The 3,677-nt window shown below is 60.2% G+C and carries 1 protein-coding gene; it reads left to right on the top strand.

Annotated elements, in window-relative coordinates:
• On the top strand, nucleotides 1-3,523 hold a 3,523-nt coding region (locus VFI82_12885; protein HET7185577.1), incomplete at its 5' end, for a hypothetical protein.
• Nucleotides 3,524-3,677 lie beyond the last annotated feature (154 nt).

The following is a 3,677-nucleotide window of genomic DNA, read 5'->3' as shown; positions in this document are numbered from 1 at the left end:
CTACGAGGGCGTGGATATTGCGCATCTGACCCAGGAAGTTCATCCGAAGAGTCCGTACGAGCTGAATGTGATGCGCATTACCGTCGATGGCAAGCCAATCGATGACCCGGGCCGCAGCTCTTCCGACATCCAGCGCTGCACCGACGTTGCGCTGGACAACGCCAAGATCCAGTTCCGCTTCGACAATCTGGAGGCCCGGCGGCGGCTCGGCGTCGCGGCGAATCCAGTCGCCGTGGCGGTGAGCAACTTAGGCGGCGGTCCTGCTGAATCAGTCGTGCATTTCCGGATGTACAGCAACTATACGAGCTTCATCAAGCTTGCTGAAATCCGCATATTCGAGCAGCAGCAATCCTTGGAAGCCGCGCCGCTCAAGATCATCGCGGTCGACAACGCGGGTCTTGCGGAATGGCATCCGACAGCAGAAATGCTCACGGGCCCGGCACGCGAACTCAAATACCTGCTGCGCGCCTATGACTCGAAGGGTAATTTCGACGAAACGGACGCGCGCCCGCTGCGGCTGTACCGCGAGCCATCACCTGGAAACGTCGCGGCTTCCGACGGGCCGTCAGCAAGCGAGCTGCTGGCCGCCTACGGCGAGAACGACTTGACGCGCCAGCAGATCCCGCTCGGCAACGGCACGGTGAAGGTGCACGGCAGCGGGATACCCGCCGGGCACACGGTTTGGGTAGCGGGCCGCCAAATTCCTGTTGATCCGAAGGGCGACTTCGCTGCGGAGGAGATCCTTCCGGCTGGCGCACATAGCGTCGAAGTCGCGGTTCTCGATGATGCGGGCAACGGCTCGTTGTATCTTCGCGACCTGGAGTTCAAACGCACGGACCTGTTCTACGTCGGCGTTGCCGACTTGACGGTATCGAAGAACAGCGCGAGCAGCCCGGCAACGCTGCAGCAAGGCGAAAATAATCCACAACCCTACAATTCATCGCTGGACGGCCGGCTGGCATTTTACTTGAACGGAAATGTGCACCAGAACTGGCGGTTGACGGCGAGCGCGGACACTCGCGAAGGCCCGGTGAAGGATCTGTTCAGCAACTTCCTGGCCAAGTCGCCCGATTCGTTATTCCGGCGCATCGATCCCGACTATTATTACCCGACGTTCGGCGACGACGGCACAGTGCAAGAAATGGCGCCAACTTTGGGCAAGTTCTACGTCAAAGCCAGCAATGGCGAGAATTACGGGATGTGGGGCAATTTCAAGGTCGGGTATCTGGATAACGAGCTGGCCCACGTAGACCGAGGCTTGTACGGAGCTAACGCGCACTACGCGCCCGAACCCATCACCAGATTCGGCGAGCGACGGCTCACGGTAGATGGATTCGCCGCCCAACCGGGAACGCTGGCGAGCTATGAGGAATTCCGCGGGACAGGCGGATCGCTCTACTTCCTGCACCACCAGGACATCCTGACGGGCTCTGAGCGCGTGCGCATTGAAATCCGCGATAAGGCCTCCAACATCGTCACAGGGGTGGTCAACCTGCAACCCAACGTGGACTACGACATTGACTACCTGCAAGGGCGGGTGCTGCTTTCGCAGCCGCTGTCGTCGACCGCTGACGACAACTTGCTAGTTCGCACGAGCGGCTTGAGCGGTGACGAGGCCTTCCTGGTGGTGCGTTACGAATACACGCCAGGTTTCCAAACGCTGGACCAAGTCGCCGTCGGCGGTCAAGCCCATTACTGGCTCAACGACTACGTTCGGCTCGGCTTTACGGCCGATTCCAACGAGGGCGACTCTTCCAGCAACCTTGGCGCCGCAGACCTGACGTTGCGGAAGAGCGCCAATTCCTGGTTCAAGTTGCAGGCAGGCCGCAGCACGGGTCTCCTCTCTCCCTCACTGCAATCCAATGATGGCGGATTCGGGTTTCAGGGTCCCAGCGACCAGTCGGTCACCGACGCGAAAGCGGGCGCCTATCGCGCCGACCTGAGTGTCGGCCTGCGCGATTTCTTCGAGGGCCGCGACGGTCGCGTCACGTTCTATAAGCAGCACCTCGATGCCGGTTACTCGGCGCCGGGACAGGCCACGATCAAGGACACCGAGCAATACGGTGGAACGTTCAGGATGCCCGTGACAAGGAGCTTGAGCTTTGCGGCCAAGGGCGATCAGAAAATCGAGAACCAGGGGCTCGAGACCCGGGCGCTCGAAGTGGATGTGGCCTACAAGCTAGCCGAGAGATGGACCGTCAGCACGGGCGTGCGCAACGACCTGCGTGAGGACCATTCGCCGGTTGTTCCCCTGACGCAGATCCAGGGCGAGCGCACAGACGCGGTCGCGCAGGTGAAGTTCGATTCCAGCGCTTTGTGGAGCGCCTACGGCTTCGGCCAGCGCACGGTCGCGGTAAGCGGCGGCCGTGAGAACAATGATCGCATCGGGATGGGCGGCTCCTATCGCCTGACGAAACGCTTCCGGATCGACGGGGAAGCGTCCGGCGGACACCTGGGGCCCGGTGGAAAGGTCGGCACTACCTTTCTCTATTCCGAGCGGACCAGTTATTACCTGAATTATTCGCTTGAAAACGAACGGACCGACAACGGGCTGCTGCTGCACGGGAGCCAGGGCAACCTGGTTTCGGGCGCAAAGACGCGGCTCTCCGACAGTTCCAGTGTGTACGTCGAGGAGCGTTACCAGAATGGCGGGTCCCTGAGCGGACTCACGCACACCACCGGAATCAACTTCGGGGGGAAAGAACGGTGGAATTTCGGCGGCAGCGCGGAGGTTGGCAAACTGCGCGACTCAGAGACCGGCGCCGAGACTGATCGCAAGGCGACAGGGGTCCACATGGGCTACGGCGTGGCCAAGATACAGTTCTCGAGCGCGATCGAGTTTCGCCGGGATAACGCGCAACAACTCGACGGCACACATAACGAAATGACGACATGGCTGTTTCGCAACAATTTCAAGTTGCAAGTGACGCCGGACTGGCGCTTGATCGGCAAGCTGGACCACTCGGTGAGTGATAGCTCGCTCGGCGAGTTCTATGCCGGCGGCTACACCGAGGCCGTGGTCGGCTACGCGTACCGTCCGGTGAGGAACGACAGGCTGAACGCGCTGGTCAAGTACACGTACTTTTATAACGTGCCGACCACGGGTCAGGTGGGATTGCAAAACACCGCGGCCGAGTTCCTTCAGAAGAGCCACATCGCGGATCTCGATGTGAACTACGACCTCACGGCGAATTGGTCCCTGGGAAGCAAGTACGCGTACCGCATGGGACAGGAAAGTCTGGATCGCGTGAACCCGAATTTCTTCAACAACCCCGCCCAGCTTGCGGTGTTGCGCGTGGACTGGCGGTTCCACAAGGAATGGGATAGCCTGGCGGAGGTGCGAACGCTTTACCTACCGGATATAAGTCAACGGCGCCGCGGCGCGCTGGCCGCGATCTATCGCCACATTAGCAAGAACCTGAAGGCCGGCGTCGGCTACAACTTCACCGACTTCTCCGACGACCTGACGGATCTGAGATACAACCACAAAGGCGTATTTCTTAATGTCATCGGGACCATGTGATTCTCGCGTGGCTTTGCGGCACCTGGAAAACCGCGGACGGGCGCCAACTCTCCTAACATCAACGCACTGGGTGGAGTAGCAAAGGATCGTGGGTAGGCATCCCGACGGGCGTTTAAGGAAAATCTAAGTTGTGTGTTATGATGTTTCTGCGGGG

Source organism: Terriglobales bacterium (genome assembly GCA_035691485.1).
Taxonomy (GTDB): Bacteria; Acidobacteriota; Terriglobia; order Terriglobales; family Acidobacteriaceae; genus JAIQGF01.
The sequence above is the reverse complement of the archived record's forward strand: the minus strand, read 5'-3'. Positions and strand labels throughout refer to the sequence as shown.